20 protein-coding genes are annotated in these 24,311 nt (G+C 57.8%); 5 read left to right on the forward strand and 15 right to left on the reverse strand.

Going from position 1 to position 24,311, the window contains the following annotated elements; genetic code table 11:
* Window positions 1–26: 26 nt before the first annotated feature.
* Both pdxT and pdxS read right to left on the reverse strand, forming a co-directional pair.
* The gene (pdxT, locus tag ACEW8N_RS20155) at window positions 27–599 is read right to left on the reverse strand and encodes a pyridoxal 5'-phosphate synthase glutaminase subunit PdxT (protein WP_373501662.1); all 573 of its coding nucleotides are present in this window, start codon (window positions 597–599) and stop codon (window positions 27–29) included.
* Window positions 600–602: 3 nt separating this feature from the next.
* Window positions 603–1,478, reverse strand: coding sequence for a pyridoxal 5'-phosphate synthase lyase subunit PdxS (gene pdxS, locus ACEW8N_RS20160; RefSeq protein ID WP_373501714.1), 876 nt, complete (start codon window positions 1,476–1,478; stop codon window positions 603–605).
* A gap of 215 nt (window positions 1,479–1,693) precedes the next feature.
* Between pdxS and ACEW8N_RS20165 the strand changes: the two genes are divergently transcribed.
* Complete coding sequence (locus ACEW8N_RS20165) at window positions 1,694–2,980, forward strand: PLP-dependent aminotransferase family protein (protein WP_373501663.1); 1,287 nt, start codon at window positions 1,694–1,696, stop codon at window positions 2,978–2,980.
* Between the two features lie 62 nt (window positions 2,981–3,042).
* On the opposite strand, the gene ACEW8N_RS20170 is transcribed toward ACEW8N_RS20165, so the two are convergent.
* The 8 genes from ACEW8N_RS20170 to ACEW8N_RS20205 form a co-directional block, all read right to left on the reverse strand.
* Window positions 3,043–4,113 (reverse strand): NADH-dependent flavin oxidoreductase, encoded by a 1,071-nt coding sequence (locus ACEW8N_RS20170; protein WP_373501664.1) that lies wholly within the window; start codon window positions 4,111–4,113, stop codon window positions 3,043–3,045.
* A 78-nt stretch (window positions 4,114–4,191) separates the two neighbouring features.
* On the reverse strand, window positions 4,192–4,818 hold the full coding sequence (locus tag ACEW8N_RS20175) for a DUF3786 domain-containing protein (protein ID WP_373501665.1): 627 nt from the start codon (window positions 4,816–4,818) through the stop codon (window positions 4,192–4,194).
* 45 nt (window positions 4,819–4,863) lie between these two features.
* Window positions 4,864–6,951, reverse strand: a complete 2,088-nt coding sequence (locus tag ACEW8N_RS20180; protein ID WP_373501666.1) for an acetate--CoA ligase family protein — start codon at window positions 6,949–6,951, stop codon at window positions 4,864–4,866.
* 430 nt (window positions 6,952–7,381) lie between these two features.
* On the reverse strand, window positions 7,382–8,803 hold the full coding sequence (locus ACEW8N_RS20185; protein ID WP_373501667.1) for a cobyrinate a,c-diamide synthase: 1,422 nt from the start codon (window positions 8,801–8,803) through the stop codon (window positions 7,382–7,384).
* A 62-nt stretch (window positions 8,804–8,865) separates the two neighbouring features.
* Window positions 8,866–9,108 carry a dissimilatory sulfite reductase D family protein gene (locus tag ACEW8N_RS20190; RefSeq protein WP_373501668.1) on the reverse strand — a complete coding sequence of 81 codons (243 nt, stop codon included), beginning with the start codon at window positions 9,106–9,108 and terminating at the stop codon, window positions 8,866–8,868.
* Window positions 9,109–9,177: 69 nt separating this feature from the next.
* Complete coding sequence (gene dsrB / locus ACEW8N_RS20195) at window positions 9,178–10,326, reverse strand: dissimilatory-type sulfite reductase subunit beta (protein WP_373501669.1); 1,149 nt, start codon at window positions 10,324–10,326, stop codon at window positions 9,178–9,180.
* 15 nt (window positions 10,327–10,341) lie between these two features.
* On the reverse strand, window positions 10,342–11,655 hold the full coding sequence (dsrA, locus tag ACEW8N_RS20200) for a dissimilatory-type sulfite reductase subunit alpha (protein ID WP_373501670.1): 1,314 nt from the start codon (window positions 11,653–11,655) through the stop codon (window positions 10,342–10,344).
* A 220-nt stretch (window positions 11,656–11,875) separates the two neighbouring features.
* Window positions 11,876–12,493, reverse strand: coding sequence for a tetratricopeptide repeat protein (locus ACEW8N_RS20205; RefSeq protein ID WP_373501671.1), 618 nt, complete (start codon window positions 12,491–12,493; stop codon window positions 11,876–11,878).
* A gap of 179 nt (window positions 12,494–12,672) precedes the next feature.
* On the opposite strand from ACEW8N_RS20205, the gene dapA reads away from it, so the two are divergent.
* Window positions 12,673–13,728 (forward strand): 4-hydroxy-tetrahydrodipicolinate synthase, encoded by a 1,056-nt coding sequence (dapA, locus tag ACEW8N_RS20210; protein WP_373501672.1) that lies wholly within the window; start codon window positions 12,673–12,675, stop codon window positions 13,726–13,728.
* Window positions 13,729–13,816: 88 nt separating this feature from the next.
* On the opposite strand, the gene ACEW8N_RS20215 is transcribed toward dapA, so the two are convergent.
* From ACEW8N_RS20215 to ACEW8N_RS20230, 4 genes are all read right to left on the reverse strand, one after another.
* Complete coding sequence (locus tag ACEW8N_RS20215; protein ID WP_373501673.1) at window positions 13,817–14,623, reverse strand: YkgJ family cysteine cluster protein; 807 nt, start codon at window positions 14,621–14,623, stop codon at window positions 13,817–13,819.
* A gap of 131 nt (window positions 14,624–14,754) precedes the next feature.
* Window positions 14,755–15,999, reverse strand: coding sequence for a nitrogen regulation protein NR(II) (locus ACEW8N_RS20220; RefSeq protein WP_373501674.1), 1,245 nt, complete (start codon window positions 15,997–15,999; stop codon window positions 14,755–14,757).
* A complete protein-coding gene (locus ACEW8N_RS20225) occupies window positions 15,999–17,147 on the reverse strand; it encodes an iron-containing alcohol dehydrogenase (protein WP_373501675.1) in 1,149 nt (382 codons plus the stop codon). Before ACEW8N_RS20225 ends, ACEW8N_RS20220 begins: the two co-directional genes overlap by 1 nt.
* 133 nt (window positions 17,148–17,280) lie before the next feature.
* Entirely contained in the window at window positions 17,281–17,550 is a 270-nt protein-coding gene (locus ACEW8N_RS20230; RefSeq protein ID WP_373501676.1) for a glutaredoxin family protein, read from the reverse strand.
* A 468-nt stretch (window positions 17,551–18,018) separates the two neighbouring features.
* On the opposite strand from ACEW8N_RS20230, the gene ACEW8N_RS20235 reads away from it, so the two are divergent.
* The 3 genes from ACEW8N_RS20235 to ACEW8N_RS20245 all read left to right on the forward strand — a co-directional run bounded on the left by ACEW8N_RS20235 (window position 18,019) and on the right by ACEW8N_RS20245 (window position 22,169).
* Window positions 18,019–19,185, forward strand: coding sequence for an iron-containing alcohol dehydrogenase (locus ACEW8N_RS20235; protein ID WP_373501677.1), 1,167 nt, complete (start codon window positions 18,019–18,021; stop codon window positions 19,183–19,185).
* Between the two features lie 468 nt (window positions 19,186–19,653).
* Window positions 19,654–20,319, forward strand: a complete 666-nt coding sequence (locus ACEW8N_RS20240; RefSeq protein ID WP_373501678.1) for a TetR/AcrR family transcriptional regulator — start codon at window positions 19,654–19,656, stop codon at window positions 20,317–20,319.
* 35 nt (window positions 20,320–20,354) lie between these two features.
* Window positions 20,355–22,169 (forward strand): acyl-CoA dehydrogenase, encoded by a 1,815-nt coding sequence (locus ACEW8N_RS20245; RefSeq protein ID WP_373501679.1) that lies wholly within the window; start codon window positions 20,355–20,357, stop codon window positions 22,167–22,169.
* A 141-nt stretch (window positions 22,170–22,310) separates the two neighbouring features.
* Here ACEW8N_RS20245 and ACEW8N_RS20250 read toward each other — a convergent pair whose 3' ends face one another.
* Window positions 22,311–24,002 (reverse strand): long-chain fatty acid--CoA ligase, encoded by a 1,692-nt coding sequence (locus ACEW8N_RS20250; RefSeq protein WP_373501680.1) that lies wholly within the window; start codon window positions 24,000–24,002, stop codon window positions 22,311–22,313.
* Between the last annotated feature and the right edge of the window lie 309 nt (window positions 24,003–24,311).

Below are 24,311 nucleotides of genomic sequence, written 5' to 3' on the forward strand. Positions count from 1 at the left end.
TCCCCCGGGCATCACCGGAAAGCCGGCTACAACCCCATGAAATAGTGGTGAAACACAGGATCCATCGTCAGTTCGGGATGGAAGGTCGTCGCCATGACCCGGCCTTTCTGAACAAAGACCGGGTCCTTGAACGCCCGTGCGTGGACCGCCACCTCCGGCCCCACCGCGAGGATCCGCGGCGACCGGATGAAGACCGCCGGGAAAGGGCTTGCTCCGCCCGCGGCCGCCAGAATCGGAATGTCAATGTCGTGCTCCCTGGAGGCCAGCTGTCGGCCGTAGGCATTCCGCGCCACCGACACCGGAAGGACCTGGAGCCGCCCGGGCCCGCCGTCCACCGTCCCGGCCAGGAGCACGGCCCCGGCGCAGATGCCCCAGACGGGCATCCCCTGGGCGATGCGCGCCCTGAGGGGATCGATCATCCTGAATTCCTGAAGAAATTTTCCCATGACCGTGCTCTCCCCGCCGGGAATGATGAGCCGATCGACCGCCATCAGCCCCGCGGCGTCACGGATGATCCGGTATCCGGCCCCCAGGGACGTCAGATGGCGGATGTGGTCGAGAAACGCCCCCTGCAGCCCCAACAGCCCCACCACCGTCACGGGTCACCGCCCCCGCTCGGCCATCCGGGTCTCGAGGCGGTCCATCTCCAGGCCCACCATGGCCGCCCCTAAATTCTTCGAGATGTCGGCGAGCTTGACGGGATCCTCCCAGTGAATTACCGCCCGGACGATGGCCGATGCCGTCTTGGAGGGATTTTCGGATTTGAAGATCCCCGATCCGACAAAGATGCCGTCCACGCCCAGAGCCATCATCAGGGCGGCATCCGCCGGGGTGGCGATGCCGCCGGCTGCAAAATTGACCACCGGGAAACGGCCCTGGTCCCGCGTCATCCGAATCAGTTCAAGCGGCACCCGGCAATGGGCTGCCGTCTCTTCGAGGGCCCTGTCGTCCATGCCTTTCAGGGCTTCGATTTCAGACGCGATGGTGCGGATATGACGCACGGCCTCCACAACATTCCCGGTTCCGGCCTCCCCCTTGGTTCGCAGCATCGCAGCCCCTTCATAGATGCGGCGAAGCCCCTCCCCCATATTTCGGGCACCGCAGACAAAGGGGACGGCAAAGGTCCGCTTCTCCACATGGCGGCTCTCATCGGCCGGGGTCAGGACCTCGCTCTCGTCAATAAAATCCACCCCCAGGGCCTCAAGAATTCGGGATTCCATGAAATGGCCGATCCGCACCTTGGCCATGACCGGTATGGACACCGCCGCCATGATGGCCTCGATCATGGCCGGATCGCTCATGCGCGCCACTTGCCCCTGGGTCCGGATGTCCGCGGGCACGCGCTCCAGCGCCATGACCGCGGACGCCCCGGCGTCCTCGGCGATCCGGGCCTGTTCGGGTGTCGTGACATCCATGATCACGCCGTTCTTGAACATCTCGGCAAAGCCTTTGTTGACTTTCTCTCGACTCACCTTTATTCCTTTCTATGTTTTGGGATCATTGACCGGGAACCGACCGTCGGGTATCGCGGCGCAAGCCGTTCATGTCGCCTGCCCGATCCGGTCGTCGGGCTGTCGTTCGCACGGACGGCAGCCCCTCAAAAAAGCCCGATCTTGTCATCGTACATTTATTCACTGCAATTAGTACATTCTCTATATTGTACTATTTTTGTCAAGTACAAAACAAGGAAGCCATGGCGCTGTACAAGGATATTGCGGAAGAACTGGCCCGGCGCATCCGGGAAGGGTGTTACAAGCCCGGGGAGAAAATCCCGTCCATCCGGCAGGTGGCCTTCGAATTTGAATGCAACAAGCTGACGGTCCAAAAAGCCTTCGACGAACTCAGGCGCGGCGGAATGATTGAAAACGTCGTGGGCAGCGGCTCATTTGTCCGGTTTCCTGAAAAAATCGCGAGCGGCGGGGAGGTCTTCGACTTCCGGACCGCCTACATCTCCGAATCCTTTTTCCCTTTCGAGACGGCCAAACGCATTTTCTCGGATCTGTTCGACCAGGAGCGGAGCCGGGCCTTCTCCCCCCCGCCGGTGGAGGGCGACCGGGAGCTGATCGAGACCCTGGGGGAATTTTACCGCCTGCCCACAAAGCGGATGTTCATCGTATCGGGCGCCCAGCAGGGGCTTGATCTCACCGCCAAGGTGTTTTCAACCAACATCTCCGACGCGATCCTGTTCGAGGACCCCACCTATCCCGGGGCCGTCTCCCTCTTCAAGGCCCGCCATTTCGTCCCCCTGGACGCCGACGGCCCCGATCTGGCGGCGCTGGACCACAAGCTCTCCCCCGCCATCAAGCTGTTCTACACCATGCCGGCGGTACACAACCCCACCGGCATCTCCTACAGCCTGGAGAAAAAGGAGGCCCTGGCCCGGCGGGCCGAACGGTCTCCCTTTTATCTGATCGAGGACGATTACCTGTCGGAGTTCACCGGGCAGACCCTTCCGCGGTTTGTGGATATCCTTCCCGAGAAGACCATCTATATCAAGTCCCTGTCCCAAACCACCGTTTCGGGTGTCCGGCTCGGGGCCATGATCGTCCCCGAATCCCTATTTGACAAGTTCATCTACACGAAATTCATGTCGGATATCGCATCCACGGGGCTGCTGCAGAAATTCGCCACCCGTTTCATCCGGGAGGGAGGCTATGCGGCGTATATCGCCGAGACGCGGCGGCGGGTGCGCGACCGGAGGCGCAGGCTGACGGACGTGATCGCGGCCCATCCCTTCCTGTCCATTCCCCACGACCAGTCGGGATACAACCTCTGGGTCAAATCCCAGCAGGCCGTGGCCCTCCCCCGCGTCCCGTGGACCCCGGGGGAGGAGTTTTCGTTTTCACCCGCATTCAGGAATTTTTTCCGGATTTCGTTCATGCACATGGATGACGCGGCCTTTGATCTGGGCGCCGCCTATATCACGGACCTCCTGGCCCGTTCGATTGCCCGGACCGGACCGGAGGAGAGCCGGCACTGAGCGCCCCCCCGGCGGGAGCGCGAGGGGGGGGCCCGGCCGGGCAAAGGGGGAAGGGCGGACGATCACGGAAGAGGTTCGGCGGTATAGGCGATGTTGGCATCCTCGGCCTTGTAAAGGGGAAGCGCCTTCCCCTCCCGAAGGTCTTCCACCCAGTCCGGGTTGAGCAGGGCCGTCTTTCCGGAGAGGGCGATATCGGCGTCCTGGAGCGCCTCTTCCGCACTCCGCCGGTCATGGACCTTGCCGCAGATCAGGATGGGCAGCCCCGTGGCCTCCCGGGTCAGGCGGGCCATGGTCTTTCCCGACCCGAAGGCCGCGTCGCCGTATCCGTAGGTCGACACCGAAATGGCGTCGATGGGCGCTTCGGAAAGCCTGCGGACGATGCCCTGATACTCGGCTTGATCCGCAAACAGCGAAACCTGGCTGTCGGCCACGCCCCAGTTTGAGATTCTGAAAAGGAGGAGCCGGTCCCGGGGAACCGCCTCGCGGACGGCGTGGATCACCTCGTGGGCGAAGCGGTAGCGCTTTTCCGCCGAACCGCCGTAGGCATCGGTTCGGCGGTTCGAATATCCCGAAAGAAACTGGCTGATGAGGTATCCATGGGCACCGTGGATTTCGATACCGTCAAACCCCGCGGCCACAGCGCCTCTGGTGGTCTCTACGAACCCGTTGACGACGTGTTCGATGTCGAAGCGGCTCATCTCATCCGGCAGGGGATACGGCCGGCCCGTCAGGGGATTGTTCTGCCGGGGGACGGCGGCGGTGGGGGCGATCACCCGGCCGGCGGGATTGACCTCGGGCCAGGCCATCCGGCCGCAGTGGAACATCTGCATGATCGACAGAGCGCCCCGGCGGCGGATATTTTCAACGACCCGGGACCAGACGTTGATCTGGCGCTGGGTCGTCAGCCGGGCCTGGCCCGGATAGCCCTGGGCACTCTCGTAATCGGTGACGATGGCCTCGGTATAGACGATTCCGGCGCCCTTTTCCGCCCGCGTGACCAGGAAATCGAGGACATCCCGCCGGGGGATACTGTCCAAGATCGACGACATCCGGGTCATGGGGGCCACGCCCAGGCGGTTTTTGACAGTGAAACGCCCTATCTGAAACGGTGAAAACAACAGGTCCTCTGCCATCTTTTCCTCCCTGAAGGGCCGTACCGGGGATATCCCATCCGCGATGCGGCCGGGGTTATCGTTCATGAATGGACAGCGTCATGGAATTCCGGCGTTCTTGAGCTGAACAAGAGTCCCCGAGAGGACGTGTCCCAGGACGGCGACCGACTCCATATCCAGATAGTTCTCCGTCCTTTTCTCGAAAAGAACCGAGCAGCCGGCGGGAAATTCCTCGTCGCGATCATTGAAGAGCATGAGCATCGACACCCGGGGAAGGGGATCGAACTGCACGGCCAGGTCATGGGAGTAGGCTTCCTCCGGCGTCCTGCCGCCCAGTTGTTTCGCCACGGATGCGAGACGGCTCCGCTCCCCCTGAAACCGATGCGCGAGCAGGGCCTCAACCTCGTTTGTGAAAAAAACGACCAGAGGCCCCGCGTCCCTGAAATCTTTGAAAGAGGTCCACGGCCCCCCGGGCGGGGCGTTCTCGGGACACAGCAGCACGTATTTGAACAGGATGATGCAGGTGCTGTAGGATGGGCGGCCTCCGTCCGGCCCGATCACCCCGCCGGCCGAGATCCGGTGCGGCCGGCCGAAAAAAGAGATGGCGAGACCGTCGTCCTCAACCCCGGCGCCCAGCACCTCCGCCAGAGAAGGGAGATGGACCGCACCGAGCCGGTCCAGATAATACTGGTAATTCTCTTCAAAAACGGGGGATGTTTCCTTCATGGGTTGATTCCTTTCCAAGGCGTCCGAGACGGTCCGGAAAAAAGATCAGAGGATCACCGAGGCATCCACGGCCGTCGGTCGGCCGTCCACGACGATCATGGGGTTCACGTCGATCTCCCGGATTTGGGGGAACCCCGCGCCCAACGCCCCCAGGCGGACAAGGGCATCGGCCAGGGCGTTCCGGTCCAGGGCGGGCGCCCCCCGGAACCCGTCGAGGAGCCGCTGGGATTTTAGCCGGCCGATGAGCCCCAGCGCCTCTTCATGGCTCAAGGGGGCCAAGGCAAAGGCCCGGTCGTTCAGCACCTCGGTCATGACCCCTCCCAGGCCGCACATGACGCAGGGCCCGAACTGGGGGTCGCGGACCAGCCCCGCGATCAGCTCCAGCCCCGAGGGAAGCTGGGGCTGGAGAAGCACCTCGCCGCCCGCCCCCACCCGGGCGACCATGAGGTCGTACGCCCGAAACAGGGCCTCCGGCGTGTCGATATGGAGCGCCACCAGGCCGGCCTCGGTCTTGTGGACGGCCCCCGGCGCAATCCCCTTGAGAACCACGGGCCACCCGAACCGCAGGGCGGCCGCGCGGGCCTCCTCCGGAGACCCCACCCGAGCCTCGTTCACAACGGGGATCCCCGCCTGTTTCAGGATCGCCTTGGACCTGCGTTCATCGAGAACGCCGCAGCACCCGTCGATCAGGTCGGCCGGAATATCCCGGCCGTGGATGGGCGGCGGTACGGGAGCGGATGCGTCGCCGGCCGGCTCATGCTTCCGTTGATGGTACCCGAGCAGCACCCCCAGGCACTCGACCGCCCGGCAGACCTCCCGAAATGCCGGTAGATTCAACGCCAGGGCCTCCTGCTGAAATCGGAAGACCGCCTCCCGTTCGCCGGATATCCAGCAGATGAGCGGTTTTTGAGCGCTCCTCGCCAGACGCGCCATGGCCGCAAGGTCGGGATCCAGATCAAACCCGCCGGCAAAGCAATGGGCAAAGACGGCATCCACCCCCGGGTCGGCCAGGAGCACCTTCACCGTCTCGTTATATACCCGGTGGGTGCCGTTGACAAGAATACCGGGCCAGAGGTCCACGGGGTTGGCCGGCGCCATCCAGGGGGGGAAAACCGCTTTCAGGCGCGTGATGGACCCGGGCGACAGGCACGCCAGGGCCAACCCGTTGTGTTGCAGAAAATCGGACGATACGATGCCCGCGCCGCCGCTGTAGGTCATGACGGCCACCCGGTTCTTCCGCCCGGGCGGAAGATCCTGGAAGCTCTCCAGGACCCGGCAGTAATCCAGCATCTGGTAAAAGTCATCGGCCTCGATCACCCCGGCCTGGCGGAGCGCGCCGCTGACCACCGCTCCGTCGCCGGCCATGCTGGCGGTATGGCTCATTGCTGCGGCAGCACCCTCCCGGGACTTTCCGCCCTTCAACACGACGATCGGCTTGGGACATTTCCGGCAAAGGGAAATAAACCCGGCCCCGTCAAGGATCGACTCCAGGTAAAGGCCGATGACCGCTGTCTCGTCATCCGCCAGGAGATATTCGAGAAGGTCGCACTCTGCCACGTCCATCTTGTTTCCGATGGAGCAGACCTTGCCGATGCCCATCACGCCGTGGGACATCAGATCGATGAGAAACGCCCCGGCAAGCATGCCGCTCTGGACGATGAGGGATACGCTTCCGGGAATCATGGTTTCCCAGAGGGAAGGCGTCACCGTCGAAAAGACGCTCCGGTTTTTCACGTCCACCAGCCCCATGCAGTTGGGACCCCAGAGACGGATGCCCCCATCCCTTGCAATCCGTGCGGTTTCCTGCTGCAGGGCCGCCCCATCGGGGCCGGTTTCGGAAAACCCCGCCGACTCCAGCATGGCGCCGGGAATACCCCTAGCCGCACAGTCCCGGATCACGCCGGGTACCATCCCCGCGCCGACGAAGACAACAGCCAGATCCACGGGATCCGGGACATCCATCACCGAGGGGTAGCATTTCAGGCCTTCAATCTCGCCATACCTCGGGTTCACGGGGTAGATCCTCCCGGTGTAGCCCTTGGTCAGATTCGCAACGATGATATTGCCGCCTTTTTTCGGATTCGCCGTGGCGCCGATGACCGCGACTCCTTTTGGCTTAAAAAAATAGTCCATTGAATTTCCCTTTGAAAAACTGGTGTGCCCTGCCTGTTTTAAACGACCGTCCTCTCCTATCTTCACGGCTGAGAAAAATCCGGAGAGAACTGACGGAAACCAGTGACGCCTGGCCATTCGGCGCTACATGACCGTTTCGTCATGACGGCGTCATGTTGGCGTCATTTGTCTTGCCTATATTGAATCAAAACGACGCCCACCTCAAGTCGTTTCATCTTTCCTCCTCCCTCATCCAACGGGCGCCTCTCGGGGCGCCCGTATCCCTCTCCCGCCCTTGAACCGCCGCCGGCCCTGAAGGCGCGGTGCGCCATCGCGGAGGAGTCCCCCGGGAAAACCCGCTGAAATGCACGGGGGTATTCCTGCGCCAGCCGAATGGGGCTCCCTGGGGCCTACGCCCTGTCCCTTCAGCGGGAAGAAAATTTCGGTGGAATTATCGCGAAAAACGAGCCCGTTTTGCAGCCGCGGCCGCGGCCACCATGGATTTCGCCCAGTTGGGCAGCCCCAGCGCGTGGATATGGGTATAGGTGGCGAGGACATTTTTATAACTGATGCCGTCCCGCCCATGGATGAAGCCGGTGCCCCGCTCCATGCCGAAGATCAGGCTTCGGTCGTCTCCGCGCCACTCCAGGACCCGGGAATAGCGGAATTCGTGGCCTCTGATCTCCGTGCCGACATCGTAATACGGATTCTCCGACTCGACCCTGACCAGGGTATACCCCAGCCCCTGGGGACGCTCCGAAAGGCCGAAAACAACGGGCAGCACCCCGGCCATGGCGTATCTCCGGCCGCCCACGACCAAGGCCTCGCCCAGATACATGAGGCCGCCGCATTCGGCATAGATGGGCATTCCGGCTTCCGCGCGGGCTTTCAATCCGGCCCTGAACGCGGCGTTTCCCTCCAGGCGCTCCGCATGGGTCTCGGGGAACCCGCCCCCGATGTAAAGGGCGTCCACCGCTGGAAAGGGGCCGGCGTCGAACGCGCTCAGGAAGACCACCTCGGCCCCGGCATCCTTGAGGGCCTCGATATTGTCCGGATAATAAAACTGAAAGGCCGAATCGCGAATGATGCCGATCACCGGCTTTGTGCCTTCGATCGTCACATCGAGTTGGGGGGCGGGCAGCGGAAACTCCACCGGCACAGGGTCGGACGCCGCCTCGACGGCGATGCGCTCGAGGGATGCCATATCCAGATAGCGAAAGGCGACCTCTGCAGCAGCATCGACCGAGGTAACCGCCCATGAATGCTCGGGGGTCGGGACCAGCCCCATGTGTCGTTCCGGGAAATTCTGGGCGTCGAGCTTCGGCACCGCGCCCACCACCGGCACACCGCAATAGTGTTCGATATTCTTTCTCAGGTTCTCTTCATGGCGCAGCCCCGCGATCCGGTTGAGGATAACGCCCTTGATCCGGAGATCGGGATCAAACTGCAGGCATCCCGACACCACGGCAGCCATGGTCCGGGTGGTCTTGGTGCAATCGAGGCTGATCACCACAGGCGTTTTCAACAGCTTGGCCACCTCGGCCGAACTCGTCGAGCCCTCGGTGTCGATGCCGTCATAAAGGCCTCGGTTGCCTTCGATCACGGCGATATCATGGGGGTGGGTGTGGGTGAGGAAAGACCGGAGGACATCCGATCGATGGACCAGGAAGGTATCCAGGTTGTAGCAGGGCCGACCAGCCGCTAGGGCCAGCCAGCCCGCGTCAATATAGTCAGGACCTTTTTTATAAGGCGCAATGGATTTGCCCAGTCTCCTCCATGCTGCGATGATTCCGATCGACAGAATGGTTTTACCAGCGCCCCCTCGCAAGCCTGCGATAAATATCCTGGGAAAATCGATATGGCCTTGGCGCATGGTTGGAGCCTGAGACAAAATCAAAGAGCGGACGAGCGGATCGCTCTGAAAACCGGATATTTTTATTCGTCTTCGTGTTCGGCGGCAGCCTGCTTCCCGGTTCCGGGCATGCCGTACATGGTCGTGCTGCCGCTGGACCAGTATTCCAGAACGCCGTCTTCAACCAGTTTGCTCACGATTTTCTTGGCTTCCCTGGGTTTCATGCCCAGGATGCCGGACAGATCGTTGAAGTAGAACTTGCTTTTTGACTTCAGCTTTTTGGTCAACTCCTCAACGATCAATTTTTTGGCTTCCTCGTATTCCATGAATAAACCCCTTAATCCGGAAGCGGGGAATGCACGAAGGCATTCCCCGCGGGTTATGGTACAGCGATATTAGAATTTGAACTGTGTGGACTGTCGCCAGGTATAGTATGCCGGATCACGGAAATCATCGATGAGATGATGGGTGAAGGGCAGCTCACATTTCTCGAAGAACCGTTCCCATCCGATACGCTCGGCCCATTCACCCAGCCGTTCGTATTTTTTGGCGTCGCCCGCATAAGTTTCGACCATCTTCTTGATGGTGGCGGTCATATCGGGCCAGCGAGGCATGTCGTTGGGCAGGAAGGCGACAACAACCTTGGAAAACTTGGGCTCGCTGATACGGTTGGAGACCTTTCCACCGGCCATGAGGACGATACCGTCACCTTCCTTGTCGGCCAGCGGCAGCGACGGACACATGGTGTAGCAGTTGCCGCAGAACATGCAGCGATCGTTGTTGATCGCGACGCTCTTTACGGTTTCTCCGCTCGGCAGCTCGACCTTGGTCGGCTTGATGGCGCCCGTGGGGCAGGCGGCGATGGCCAGCGGGATTTCACAGATCTTGTCCAGATACTCATGATCCAGCATCGGCGGTTTCCGATGGTATCCGAGGATGGCGATATCGGAGCAATGCACCGCGCCGCACATGTTGAGGCAGCAGGCCATGGAGATCCGCAGCGGGGCGGGGAGTCTCATGTTCTGGAAATCGCTGAACACCTCGTCCATGGTCGCCTTGACGGTACCGGAGGCGTCGGTGGCGGGGGTGTGGCAGTGGATCCAGCCCTGGGTATGGACGATGTTCGTGATGCCGGCGCCGGTGCCGCCGATGGGGAATTTGTAGCTGCCCCCGGCGAACTTGCGGCCGGCCAGGTCTTTTTTCAGGGCGTCGACTTTGGATTTGTCATCGACCATGAATTCGATGTTGTTCCGGGTGGTGAACCGCAGGTACCCGTCGCAGTGTTTATCCGCAATCGCACAAATCTCGAGGATCAAGGAGGTGCTCATCAGGCGGGCGCCGCCGCAGCGGACGGTGTAGACCTCGTCGCCACTTTCGGCCACATGCACCAGGACTCCCGGCTCCAGGATCTCGTGATAGAGCCATTTCCCTTTGTTTTTCGCGATAACCGGAGGATAAAATTCATCGTACTTTTTCGGACCGATGTCGGTGATTCTGTCATTCATCGGGTTTTTAGGATCATAACCTGAAGAAATAAATGCCATGGTATTCTCTCCTCCTTATCTCAGATGATGTTTTCTGAATTCGTTGACGTCGCGCTCCCAGCCGCCCTCGACCTCTTCTTCCTTCCAGAAGATGTAGGGGTTGGAGCGGGGTTCGGATACCATGCGCGGATCGGGATCGAGACCGGTCATCTCGAGCATTTTCTGGAAGCCCTGGCGTTTGATCAGCTCACCGAGACGTTCGCGGTTCTTGCCTTCTTCCATCCACCAATCCCATACCTTCTCAATCACTTCCTTGATCTCGTCGTAGGGCTCTTCGCATACGATGAAGGGAACCAGGAGGGATCCCATCTGAGCGCCGTCGAGGATCGGGGCCTTGGCGCCGACAAGGATGGAGAGGCCTCTCTCGTCACCGATCTTCAGCGCTCTCGGCATGACGTTGATGCAGTGCATGCAGCGAACGCACTCCCGACAGTTGATCTCGAGTTTTTTGTTTTCATATTTCATGCAGCCGCTGGGGCAAAGGGCGACGACCTCTTTCTGGATGTCGAATGCACCCCAGTCACGACCGGCATGGGCGCCGGCGTTGGGCGGAAACTCACCGCCGACATAGGCGGCGACCGCTTCCTGGTCGATTTTGATGTCATCTTTCCAGGTGCCGATGAACGACATGTCCGAACGTGCGATGGAGGCGACACAGCCGTTGGGACAACCGTCGAATTTGAACTTGAACTTGTAGGGAAACGCCGGGCGATGGAGTTCATCCTGATATTCCTGGGTCAGGGTGTAGCAAAGATCTTGGGTATCGTAGCAGGCGTATTCACAGCGGGCCTGGCCGATACAATCCGCAGGAGTTCTCAGGTTGGAGCCGGATCCGCCAAGGTCCTGACCGATTCGGTGGGTCAGTTCAAAGAAGATTTCCTCGAGCTGCGGGGTGGTGGTTCCCAGGAAGATGATGTCGCCGGTGGAACCATGCATATTGGTGATGCCGGAGCCGCGACGATCCCACAGGTCGCAGAGCTGCTTCAGATATGAGGACGTGTAGAATTTGCCGCCGGGCTGGGCAACGCGCATGGTGTGGAAATGGGCAACCCCGGGAAAGAGGTTCGGCTGATCGCAGTACCGGCCGATAACGCCGCCGCCGTACCCGAAAACGCCGACGATGCCGCCGTGTTTCCAGTGCGTCGTACCGTCTTTGAAAGAGAGTTCGAGAACGCCCAGGAGGTCATCAACAGTATCGCTGGGAATCTGAAAATCAATCTTTTCTACGTTTTTGGCCCTTCTTTCAGCCTCTGCCTTCAGATCGGACACGAAGCTCGGCCACGGTCCGGACTCAAGCTGATCTAACAAAGGGGTCTCATGCTTCATCATCTTACCTCCATAAAGTAGTTTATAGATTAACCATCCTGACGATAAGGAAACTCATCTTTCCACCAGGGTTTCGGGCGCACCTTCCATATTTACAGGCGTCATTCTTCCCATAAAAACCAACCGCATCGCTTAAGTGCGAACTTATAAAGTCAAACCGGCCGGATGTCAATAGAAAAGCACGGTTCAAAGGGGGTTGGGTGGAACCGGTCGTTTTTAAGCTCTATTTTTTTTCGATTTCCTTCAAAATCTCGGGCGCTACCGCATAACCGAGCTGTACCGCCCTGCCGCAATGGTCGGCCGCCTTTTCATAATCGCCTTTTTCCAGGTAAGCGATGGCCAGGTTGTTGTGAGCGACGGCGAAGTCCGGAGCGAGCACGAGTGCTTTCATGCTGTTTTCGATACTTTCGTCGATCATTCCCTTCATGAGATATGCGCTGCCAAGGGATGCGAACGCCTGAACAAACCGGAAATTGAAATAGGTCGCCCGTTGAAGCGCCTGGATGGCCTCATCCACTTCGCCCCGCTGGAGGTGCACAAAGCCGATGTTTCCATGCCCCTCGGAGAAGCCGGGCTTCGCCTTCACCGCCCGTTTGTTATAGTCCAGGCATGCGTCGAGATCGCCCTTTCTCAGGGCCAGTCCGCCGAGTTGAACAAAGGCTTCGGCCAGCCCGGGGCTGCAATCCAGCGCTTTTACCAGTTCTTTCTCGGCCTCATCGTATTTCTGCATTCCGATGAGCGCGACGGCAAGGTTGTAGTAGCTTGTCCCGCAATCCGGGTTTGAGGCGATCATCTGCCGTTGCTGAGCAATGTATTCCTCTGCATTCTTCGCTTTTTCCATTCGTTTACAGTTTCCTTAATATATAGTTTTTTTGATCTGAAGAGAACTTTACTACGCAGACCGCTCATTATTGTCAAGGGTAAAATGTTATGCAAAATAAAATAGTTGACACACACATCGATATTTAATATAAGGAAGATTTTCAAAAAAACTTCATCAATCACAAAGGGGGAATCGTTATGGCGGTGATGGCAGAAATGACAACGGCAGGAGCGTTTACCGCACTTATCACGCCTTTTTCAGGTGACGTCATCGATGAGGAAGGCATCGAGCGCTTGGTGGAGTTCCAGATCACCAGCGGCATAACAGGCATTTTAGCCGTCGGGACCACCGGCGAAAGCCCTGTTCTGAATTGGCGGGAGCACAATGCCGTTATCGGAAAGATCGCAACATTGAGCCGGAATCGATGCAAATGCATCGCCGGCACCGGAAGCAACAATACCCTAGAGGCCCTCGACGCCACAGAGCATGCGGCGAAAGCCGGCGTCGATGCGGTTCTGCTGGTGGACCCTTACTACAACGGCCCGAGTTCACTTGAAATCCGCCGGGAGTACGTGGCCCCCATCGCCCGGAAGTTCCCGGACATCGCGGTGATCCCCTATGTCATCCCCGGCAGGACCGGCGCCCAGCTTCTCCCGGAAGATCTGGCCATCCTCCATGAAACATTCCCCAATGTCGCCGCGGTGAAGGAGGCCACCGGGAACCTGGACAACATGCGGAAAACCCGATCCTGCTGCGGCGCGGCATTCACGATCCTTTCCGGCGACGACGGGCTGACAGCCCGGATGATGACGGATCCCGGCATCCGGGCAACCGGGGTGATCTCCGTGGCGTCCAACATCGCCCCGGGGGCTGTGGCCGACATGGTCAGACTGCTGGAGGCGGGTGAAACCGAGAAGGCCGGCCGGCTCGAATCCGCCCTCGACCCCCTTTTCAAACTGGTGACGATCACGACCGCCGAGAAAACGCCTTACGGCGATGCAACCTGCCGAGCCAGAAATCCGCTGGGGATCAAAACCCTGATGGAGATCCTGGGCATGCCCTCCGGCGGATGCAGGAGGCCGCTGGGCAAGATGACCCTGAACGGTATCAACATCGTGTTGGGCGCTGCCAGAAAAATCCAGGCGGAACATCCGGAGATATTTGCGCCCGCAGCCGATTTTTTCAACATCGATATTGACGCTCGCCTCAACACCCCCAGCGTGTGGAATCACCTGTATTACGAAAAATACTAGCCTCTTCCTCCCCCCTGAAAAATCCTCCTGCCGATTCTCCCGGGTTCGGGGCGGCAGGAGGCCTTCCGCGCAAGGTGCAGAGAACCGCCTATGCCTTCGACGCGTTTGCCGATAGGGTCTGGGCCGCCTCGTTCACCTCGAAGTTTTTGTAATCAAACAAAATATCCTTGAGCCATATCAGGCCGAATTTCAGGAGCGCGATCTCGTCATTCCGGATGCGCTCGACGGTGTCCGGATCCACATCGTATCGCTCCAGAAACGAGCTTTCAAAGACAAATCGACGGAACTGGTCGATATTGTAGCTCACCATGAAAAAAAGCTGTTTGCTTCTTTCGGTCAGTTTGATGTTGGCCGGAAAAGAGCGCTTTCTGACGATGAGGTCCGTCCATTCGGCGTTGATTTCATCCCGGACATCCACCCCTTGGTCCGCCCGCCATTCACGGACTGTCCAAATAGTTTTCTCTTCAAAGCCCAGGCAGTGGGGTTCGTTGACAAAAAAATAGAACCCTTCGTCATCCGCGCCCTCCTTGTGGGCAAGGGCCGCGACGCCCAGAGGATAATACCGGCAGGCGCTGGGCCGGTCCTCGTAAACCAGGCAACCGTCATCCCGGACAAAGGGGCAGGATTCCTTCTCGTCATCCAGAAGCTTGAGATTGACCACCGGCAGGTCGGTCTTTTCCAAAACCCGGGGCTGGGTGTATATGGCCAGAAATTCTTCCGACGACAACTGAAGCCGTCTCTTCAGCAGAATGATATCGTAAGGGGTCAGAATGATATTGATACCCCGGCAGCATTGGGTAAAACACTTCACGCCGCTGTGGCATCTGAATTGAAATTTGCTGTCCAGGCCGTACTGGACAGGGGCGATCCTCGCCATATCGTTGGATTTGTCCATCGTGCTGTTATTTAGTCCTTTCTTTAATGATCTGATCTCCATCCGGATCCGGACGTCATTGATGAAGGGTCGAATGATAGCAGATTCCAGCCGCTTTTGACAGGCTTTAATCCAAGGTCATCCTCACATCTTCAGGGCCGGGATGAAAATGACAGGCTCCCCGCCGGCACCCCCGACGCAAGGGGCAGGCGCACTTCGAAGACGCTCCCCTCCCCCACCCTGCTTTTCACGACGATCTCTCCTTTGTGCTGCTGGATGATGTTATAGCAGGTGGACAACCCGATGCCGATCCCCTTTCCCACCGGCTTGGTCGTAAAAAACGGCTCGAAAAGCTTGTCCTGGTCCTGGGGAAGGATGCCGCATCCCGTATCCTCGACGCTGAGCACAATCGATCGATCCCCCTCCTGAAGCGTCCGCACCAGGATGGTCCCTTTCTCCTGAACCGCATCCAGCGCATTCAGGACCAGGTTGATGACCACCTGCTTCAATTCCGCGACCACCCCGTAAACCGACGGCAGCGACGGGGACAGGTCCAGGCAGATGGCGCGATGGAGTTTTTTCTTGAGCTGGTGTTCGAGAATCTTGATGACGTCCACCGTGAGTTCGTTGAGATTGAGGGGCGCATGGACGACGCGGTTCCGGGGGCTGAAGGTCAGGAGATTCTGGACTATATCCCGGCAGCGATTACACTCCGCCAGGATGGTCTGGATGTATTCCTCAAGGTCCTTTTTGAGGCCCTTGTCCGCCGGGTCATTGCCCAGCCGCTTCTCCAGGACGGGAAGGCGGCGTCTCAAACCCTCCGAGAATCCGGAGATGGCCGCCAGGGGGTTGTTGATCTCATGCGCCACCCCGGCGGCAAGGAGTCCTATGGTCGCCATCTTCTCGGTATGGTAATATTTGGCCTGATACGCCTTTTCAACGGTGACGTCCCGCTTCAGCAGCAGGATGTTCTCCACATTTCCAAAGCCGTCCCGAAGCAGGGATGCGGTGATTTCGAACTGCCGGTTTTTACCGTTCATGCTGTAGATGTGCATATGCCGGCAGGTGTCATTTTGCTGCACCGCCGCCACCATGGGACAGTCGTCGCACGGATGATCCTGGCCGCGGAACACGCGATAACAGTGTTCCCCCCTGGGGGACGGGTGGGAAAAGGTGGCGTGGAAGACGTGATTGACGGATTGGATCCTGAAATCGAGCCCGACCACCGCCATGACATCGGTGATCCCGTCGATGATCGCCTGAACCTGCTGCCGTTTCTGTTCGAGCTTCAGGTTGGTCTCCTGAAGCTCCCGAATCTTGATCTGAACCTCCTTGAAGAAGCCGAGCTTGGTATGGCCCAGGCCGATCAGGTCTTCCATTTTGGTTTCGTTGGTCATCACCAGGCCTCCTCACAGACCCGAAGCATATCTTCCCATGTGGCGGGGCGGGGATTCGTCAGGAGGCAGGAATCATGGGACGCCATCCTGCAGAGCCGGGGCAGCTCGGATCGGTCCGGGACGATATCCCGCAATCGCGTGGAGATGTTCAGCGCCCCGCAGTATTCCGCCAGTTTCTCGATGCCCGCCAGCGCGGTTTCATCCTCGTTTCTCAAGCGCCTGCCCAGCACGATCTGTCCGATCCTGGCGATCTTGTCCCGGCAGGCAGGAAGGTTGTAGCGCATGACATGAGGAAGGAGGACCGGATGAATCAGCCCGTGGACGACGTCCAGCATCCCCCCCAGGGAATGCGCTAAAGCATGATCCATGCCAAGGCTGGCGTTGCTGAATGCCATGCCCGCGGAGGTACTGGCGATGCAGAGGTTTTCCAGGGCATCAATGGAGCGGGTCTCGGCGGCATGGGGCAGGTGCCGGACGATTAGCTCTATTGCTTTGAGGGAATGAATCTCGGTAAACGGAGAGGCCAGCAGGGAGACATAGGATTCGACCGCATGGGCCATGGCGTCGATGGCCGCCGCGATGATCAGGGAGCGGCTCTTGGTCGTCAGGAGGGTCGGATCAATGATCGATATGTTGGGCACCAGGGTCCGGCTGATGATCGACATCTTCACCTGCCTCCGGACATCGTTGATGATGGTGAACTGGGATACGTCCGAACCGCTTCCCCCCGTGGAGGGGATGAAAACCATGGGCGGCAGCGGCCGCTGAATCCGATTGGCACCTTCGTAGTCATGAACCGTTCCGCCGTTGCTGGCCACCAGGGCGATCCCCTTGGCGGCGTCCATCGGACTGCCGCCGCCGATGGCCATCACCACGTCACATCCTTTCTCGGCATAAAGACGCGCGCCATCCTGCACTTGAAAATCCCTCGGGTTGGCCACCACATCCGAAAAATAGAAGCACTTCAGGTTCTCATCCTCCAGCAACTCGAAGACTTTGTCCACCCAACCCGATCTTTCGAGACCGGCGTCGCTCACCAGGAAGATCTTTTCACCGCCGAGGCGCTTTGCGCAAAGCCCCGCATATTGAAGGCTTCCCCTCCCGAAGAAAATCTCCGGTACGGAAAATTTTTTCACATTCAAAACCATAGCCCCCCTACCTCCCATCGATCTGTAACGGATTCAGGATGTTCTATATAGAATTCACCCTACAGGCAGCGGCGCTTCACGCGCTCCTCCTGAGCGCCGTCTTGCCCGGATCCGCACATCCGGCACGGCCATGCTAATGCTTTCGCTGATATGCCGCAATCAAATCCCTGACCTTATCCTTTTTATATCCGACCACCACATCTCCCTCAACCACCAGCGTCGGAAAAGAGCAATCGGGGTTGACGGCCTTAAGTTCTTTCATGGTCAGGTTACGTTCCTCACCGACCAGCATATCCACATAGGTCCAATCAAACTCAACCTCGTTGTCGATGAGAAAATTCCTCAGACTCTTGCAATGGGCACAGGAGGACAACCCATACAATTTTATATTGCCTTTCATCATCTCCTCCGTAATCCTTAAGGGGCGCGGCCGCTTATCCAAACCCGCGACAGTAAAAGCCTACACCTGAACAGAAACCCGTGTTTTGTAAATTTATCATAAAATCTAAATCGGTCAATAGCACTGAACCGCGGCGTTCAAACTCACGCGCCTGACGGCAGCACAATCAACCATCACTTGTTTCTTATTGACCGCATTACCCTTGGAATATGGGTCATATTGATACAATGCTACGGACAGGCCCATGGCCGGTGGACCTAAGGATGAACCCTCGATAACAAAATTTTAAAACTAATGATTTTAATCTTTTAGGCTGTTTACTGAAAATGTTTATTCCTCAAATAACATGGATGGCCTTTTTCTTGCTGAGTAGTTGTATCAGTTTTAGAAGTCAATATTTCACAGGGCGGAGAAAAATTTCGGATTTTCGCTCAATCCCTGAATTAAATTCATCACAAGGAGGGTAATCCCATGGCAGTTCAAGAACAGGTATTTGGTTTCTTCATTCCGACCGTAACATTGATGGGTATCGGCGCTCACAAAGAGATCGGCAGCCAGATTAAGACTCTGGGCGCCAAAAAGCCTTTGATCGTCACCGACAAGGGCATCACCGGAGCGGGAATCACCGAAAAAATCGTCAAGATGATCAAAGAGGATCTCGGCGTGACGTGCCCGGTTTTCGATGAAACCATTCCGAATCCCACGGACAAAAACGTCCATGACGGCCTGGAAGCCTACAAAAAAAACGGATGTGACTCCATCATCTCCCTGGGCGGCGGAAGCCCCCACGACTGCGGCAAGGGCGTCGGCATCCTGGCCACCAACGGCGGGAAAATCCACGACTACGAAGGCGTCAACAAATCCACCAAGAACATGCCGCCGTTCATCGCCGTCAACACCACCGCCGGAACCGCCAGTGAAATGACCCGGTTCTGCATCATCACGGACCTGTCCCGGAAGGTCAAAATGGCCATCGTCGACTGGCGCGTGACCCCGACCGTCGCCATCAACGACCCGCTCCTGATGGCCGGCATGCCTCCGGGGCTGACCGCAGCAACGGGCATGGATGCGCTGACCCACGCTGTCGAGGCGTACGTTTCCACCGCCGCCACCCCGGTCACCGATGCCTGCGCGCTCAAGGCCATCAGCTTGGTCGCCACCAACCTCCGGGCGGCGGTCGCCAACGGTGCCGACATGGCCGCCAGAGACCAGATGGCTTATGCGGAATACCTTGCGGGCATGGCCTTCAACAACGCCAGCCTCGGACATGTTCATGCCATGGCCCACCAGCTGGGCGGTTTCTATGATCTTCCCCACGGGGTCTGCAATGCCATTCTTTTGCCCCATGTATCGAAATTCAACCTGATCGCCAAAATGGAACGCTTTGGTGATATCGCCACTGCCATGGGTGAAAACATTAAAGGCCTGTCCAAACGCGCGGCGGCGGACGTGGCCCTGGAGTCGATCAAGACCCTCTCCAAGGACGTCGGCATCCCCGGCGGCCTGACCGAACTGGGCGTCAAGGAAAAGGATCTCAAGATCATGGCTGAAAATGCCCAGAAGGATGCCTGCGGGCTGACCAACCCCAGATGTCCGACCCTGGATGACGTGATCCAGATCTACAAGAACGCGCTCTGATCCCGATTCCCGATCGGTCAATACGACACGTCGCATTTGAGCCGATGATCCAACAAACCCCGCGCCGGCTTTCCCGGTGCGGGGTTTTCGTTTTTGAAGCCTTTTGTCAGATCGATCGTGTCGCAGGCAAAGCCTTGCCGTCATATCCCTCAACATCACCCCTCGGCGGTCTGGCAAAGAATACAGGCCCCCCGCGTCTCCTGCCGGCCCCATCACGAGGAAGCCTCACATCCCACCGGGCCTGACCGTCAGGATCGGTCTCCAGGCATCCTTCCGGCGCCAATGCCCGTCCTCGACTCAAGAATGAATGGAATCTCATTCTTTATCGCACGGACCCGCCGGATCTGAAACCTTGCGCGTCAATTCAGTCAAAACATTGGATATATTTTAAATTTTTTTCATTATAGATTGTTTTAAACCCGTCCACACTGAATCCTCTTGACAAGGATTCCAACGCTCTGATAATGAATGAACATTCATTCATATTCAACCATCATGTTTTCAAGGAGGTATCCTATCAACATCAAGGCAAAAACGGGGGATAAATACCATCGCATCCTTGAAGCAGCCGTCAAAGTATTCGCCGAAAAAGGATTTCATCAGTCGACCATTTCTCAGATTGCCAGGGAGGCCGGCGTCGCCGACGGGACGATCTACCTTTACTTCAAAAACAAAGACGACATCCTGGTTCAGTTCTTTCAGTACAAGACGAGACAGGTCTTCAGCGGCTTTCGGGAAGAGGTCAAAAAGGCCGACACCGCCGTCGCCAAGCTGCGCAATCTCGTTCACCGTCACCTGACGGAGTTCCAGCGGGATCGCGATATGGCCATCGTATACCAGTCGTTCGCCCACCATAAAAATGATCTCGTCGAGGACAATATCCGGGAAATGTCCAAGATGTATCTTGAAATGGTCTCGGAAATCCTGGAGCTCGGGCAGCAGGAAGGGTCCATGAGAAAAGACATCTACGTGGGACTGGTCAAACGGTTCATACTCGGCGCCGTGGAATCGGCGATCAGCAATTGGCTTCGTTCCAGGAAAGAATATGATCTCGCCTCCATGGCCGACCCCCTGATTGACCTGTTCATTCAAGGCATCGGCACGACGGATACGGCATCACAAAACCATGCGTGACTCAAAATTACTCATAATCAAGGAGTACAAAAAAAATGGCACAGGTAATCGCAGACCGAAGGGATGTGGATTTTGTTCTTCATGAACAGTTCGAGGTGGGAAAATTCAGCAAGACCGAAAAATTTGCCGAGTTTACCAAAAAAACAGTGGACCTGGTGATCAACGAGGCCCGGAATCTGGCGGTCAAGGAGATTCTGCCGACCCAGAAAATCGGCGATGAAAAAGGATGCACCTTCGACGGCGGGAAGGTCACCGTTCCGGAAGAATTCCACCGGGTCTACAAGCTGTTCTGCGAGGGCGAATGGCTGGCCATGAACGAGGATCCTGCATGGGGCGGCCAGGGCATGCCCCGGACCGTCACCCTGGCGGCCAGTGATTTCTTCAACGGCGCCAATTACGCCTTTGTCATGTATCCCGGCTTGACTCACGGCGCCGCGAAGCTGGTGGAGGTTTTCGGGACCGCCGAACAGAAACGCATCTTTCTCAAAAAAATGTATTCCGGAGAATGGACCGGGACCATGCTGCTGACCGAACCCGATGCCGGCTCCGATGTCGGGGCATTGAAGACGACGGCGGTCAAAAACGGAGACGGCACTTATTCCATCACCGGCAACAAGATCTTCATCTCCGCGGGCGAACACGACCTGACGGAGAACATCATCCACCCGGTTCTGGCCCGAATCGAGGGGGCGCCCGAGGGCACCCGCGGCATCTCCCTCTTTCTGGTCCCGAAATATCGGGTGAACCCGGACGGCAGCCCGGGCGAATTCAACGACGTGGTCTGCACCGGCATCGAGCACAAGATGGGCATCCACGGCAACGCCACCTGCTCCATGACCCTGGGCGGCAAGGGGAGTTGCGTTGGGACGCTTCTCGGGGAAGAGAACAAGGGCATGAAGGCCATGTTCCTGATGATGAACGAGGCCCGTGCCCTGGTGGGGATGCAAGGATTCTGCTGCGCCTCCGCATCCTATATGAATGCGGTCAATTATGCCCGGGAGCGGGTTCAGGGGAAACACCTGCTTCAGATGATGAAAGACGATGCCCCGGCGGTGCCCATCATCCAGCACCCCGATGTCCGGCGCATGCTGCTGAAGATGAAATCCCTGGTGGAAGGCATGAGAAGTCTGCTCTATTACCATGGATACCTGGACGACCGGAAGCACCTCTCGGACGATCCGGCGGAAATCGCCAAATTACAGGGCATGATCGAACTGCTGACGCCCATCGTCAAGGGCTATGTGACCGACCGCGCCTTTGAGGTCTGCAGCGAAGGCATCCAGGTATACGGAGGCTACGGGTTCATCAGCGATTACCCCCAGGAACAGCTGCTCCGCGACTGCCGGATCACCCAGATCTATGAGGGCACCAACGGCATCCAGGCCATGGACCTCCTGGGAAGAAAGCTGGGCATGAACCAGGGGAAACCGGTGATGGACCTCCTGGCCGAGATGAACAAAACCATTGCCGCAGCCAAGGAGGTCCCCGCACTGGAGGATTTCGCCGCCGATTTCAAGACGGCCGTGAAGAAACTGGGCGAGGTCGGCATGCACATGGGGATGACGGCCATGTCCCCCAAGGTCTTGAATGCCTTCGCCTTCGCCCACCCCTTCCTGGAGGTCACCGGCGACGTGGCCGTGGCCTGGATGCTTCTCTGGCGCGCAGCCATCGCCGGCCGGAAGATCGACGGCGCGGCAAAAAAAGACAAGGCGTTCTATGAAGGTCAAATCAAAAGCGCGGAGTATTTCATCAAAACCGTTCTGCCCATCACCCTGGGCAAAATGACCGCAATCCTGGCCAACAACGGGGCGGTCGTGGAGATCTCCGAAGAGGCCTTCGGAGGCAGATAGAAAGAGATCCCCCGGGAGGCCCGATCGGATTTCAGCAGGATTCAAGAATCAAAACGGGGCGGCTTCAAAAGCTGCCCCGTTTTTGTTATCAACCCCAGTTTCCGTCAAAAAGAGGTACCGCCCGTGAACCCCATCCCGGGGTTACTCCCCCTTGACCTCCGTCCGCAGATCCTTTCTCAATATTTTCCCGACGTTGGTTTTGGGCAGACTCTCCCGGAATTCAATTTCCACGGGCCATTTGTATTTGGCCAGCTTGTCCCGGCAATAGTCCAGGAGTTCCGCTTCCGTGGCCGACTCTCCTTCTTTCAGGACCACAAACACCTTGACCGCCTCTCCGCGGGTTTCGTGGGGGATCCCCAAGCTGCAGGCCTCCTGGATTTTGGGGTGCTGATAGAACACCTCGTCGATATCGCGGGGGTAAACATTGAATCCGCCGGAGATAATCAAGTCCTTTTTCCGGTCCACGATGAAAAAATAGCCGTCGTCGTCCATGGTGGCGATATCCCCGGTATGGAGCCATCCCTCCGCCGTAAGGACCGCCGCGGTCTCCTCGGGCATGTTCCAGTATCCCTTCATGACCTGGGGGCCCTTGATGAGCAGCTCTCCCGATTCCCCGGAGGGGACATCGGCCTCGCCCGTATCGAGATCGACGATCCGGCACTGGGTATCGGAAATCGGCAGCCCGACGCTCCCGACCTTGCGCTTATCCTTGTTGAACGGATTGATATGGGTGACGGGGGTCGTCTCCGTGAGGCCGTATCCCTCGACGATCACGGCCCCGGTCTTTTCCTCAAATGCCCGGATGACCTCCAGCGGCAGGGGGGCACTGCCGGAAAAGCAGCCCTTGATGGAGGTCAGATCCATGTGATCGATGTCGGGATGGTTGAGAAGCCCGATGTACATGGTGGGCACCAGAGGAACGAAGGATGGCTTGAAACGGGTGATCGCCTTCATGAGCGGATCAGGCTGGGGTTTGGGCACCAGGATGTCGGTCCAGCCCATGTAGATGGCAAAATTCATGGCGGTGGACAGACCGAACACATGGAAAAACGGCAGGGCGCCCAGCATGATCTCCCTCCCCTTCTGGAAATCGGGAAACCACGCCGCGATCTGCTGGACCTGGCAGCTCAGGTTGGCATGGGTCAAAATAACCCCTTTTGAAACACCGGTCGTTCCGCCGGTATACTGATACATGGCCGTGTCTTCGAAATCGATGCCGGCTTTCGGGGGTATCGGGGCATATCTGGCGAGGAGTTTTTTCCACCGGTAAACATCGGGTGCAGGCTTGACATCGGCCGCCAGCTTTTTCTTCTTGGCGACCAGGGGAAAGAGCAGGTTCTTGGGAAAAGGAAGATAATCCCCGATGGAGGTGATCACAATCTGCCGGATGCGGGTCCGGGATCTGAGGTCGATCATCCGGTTCCCCAGCAGGTCAAGGGTAATCAGCAGCTTGGCGCCGGAATCCCTGAACTGGTGCTCCAGTTCGCGATCCGAATAAAGGGGGTTGTTCATGACCGCGATCGCCCCGATTTTCATGATGGCGTAGTAACTGATCACGCAGGGAATAACATTCGGAAGCAATATGGCGACACTGTCCCCTTTCCGGATATCCATGTCATTCAAACAGGCGGCGAAGCAATTCACCATGTCGTTCATTTTACGGTAACTTATCTCATATCCCTCAAAAATGGCTGCGACCTTGTCTGGGAATTCCGCGGCGGATCTTTCAAGAAATCCCGGCAAGAGCGTTCTTTCATAGGTCAGATTTTTTTGGATGCCAGGCTCGTAGCTTCGCTGCCAGACAGCTTCCTGACAGTGGATATCCTTGGTCATTTATAGTACCTCCCCTCTTTTTTCTGGTGCTGCACTCCGTTCGTCATAGTCTTGCCCTTCCAGATGCAATCCATTTTTCTATACCACATTTTTTCCATATACCTCATCCAAAATGCTTGACATAGGATTTTCGATATGATAGCGCATGACCGAGCGCTCGTTCAAATACAGGAGGCCGACGTCTCTTGCAATGCCTTGGGATTGAAAATAAATACAGGAAAACGATTTTATTAACCGCGCCGTTACATTTTGATATTATTTTTTTGATATTGTTCTTAATCGATCTGCCACTTGGATGACTACCAAAAA

Origin of the sequence: Desulfococcus sp. (genome assembly GCF_041737845.1) — a bacterium.
Lineage (GTDB): Bacteria > Desulfobacterota > Desulfobacteria > Desulfobacterales > Desulfococcaceae > Desulfococcus.